This is a genomic window from Microbacterium sp. CPCC 204701 (assembly GCF_004010105.1).
Taxonomy (GTDB): domain Bacteria; phylum Actinomycetota; class Actinomycetes; order Actinomycetales; family Microbacteriaceae; genus Microbacterium.
The window spans coordinates 1-1,008 of the sequence record NZ_RRYE01000639.1; the positions used below are offsets into that span (position 1 = coordinate 1).

General features: G+C 73.2%; 1 protein-coding gene. It reads right to left on the bottom strand.

Going from position 1 to position 1,008, the window contains the following annotated elements; translation table 11 throughout:
* Window positions 1–1,008: APC family permease (locus EIO58_RS18520; RefSeq protein WP_127820613.1), on the bottom strand; the 1,008-nt coding region annotated here is incomplete at both ends.

The window sequence follows — 1,008 nt, forward strand, 5'->3', positions numbered from 1 at the left end:
AGCAGCGAGCCGAACGCGAGCACGAGCATGCCGGCGCACAGGATCGCGGCGATGAGCGCCAGGACCCAGCCGGCCGTCCCGCGGCGCAGCAGCCGGACGGCGGCGACCATGCCGACCGCGTAGGTCGCGACCATGCTGCTCGTGTGTACGAGGATGAACGGCGTCAGGTCGAGGCCGGTCCACAGCATGAGCGAGAAGTACACCGCGACGACCCCTCCGGTGAGGGCGAGCGCGCGCCGGGGCACTCCGCCCCTCTCGGCGCCGGCCGCGAACCAGCGGGGCAGATCGCCGTTGGAGGCGAGCGAAGCCCCGAGCTTGGCGAACGCGGCGAGGTAGGCGTTCATGACCCCGAGGGCGACGATCGCGGCGATGACCCCGACCGCAGCCGCCCCGATGCCGGGTGACCCGAGTCGCGCGAGCTCGAGGAGAGGCACGGCACCGTCGCCGGGGGTCGTGCCGAGTGCTCCCACGGTGACGATCTGCAGCACGAGGTAGCTGACGCCCGTGACGACGAGGGCGATCGCCGTGCCGATCGGGATCGCACGGCGGGGGTTGCGGAACTCCCCCGAGATGTGGGTCCCGACCTCCCACCCCGCGAAGGCCCACACGAACAGGCTGATCGCGGTGCCGACGCCGGCCCAGCCGTTCGGAAGGAACGGCTGGAAGCTCTGCCGTTCGACGGCGGGGGCCGCGAGCGAGACCACCCCGACCACCACTGTCAGCAGCAGCGCAGTGAGCACGAACTGCACCCAGCCGGCGACGCGCACGCCGAACGCGTTCGCTGCGAAGGGCGGGATGAGGATCGCGAGCGCGATGACCGGCACCATCGCGCGATCGGCGCCGATGACGGCGACGACGTACTCGCCGCCGAGCACCGCGACCACCGGCGCCCCCGCGCACACCCCGAACATGAACCAGTAGCCGGTGACGCGCGCGGCCGTGTCGCCGAGCGCGCGGCGCGCGTAGCTGGCGACGCCGCCCGGGTCGGGGTAGCGCGCCGCGAGCACC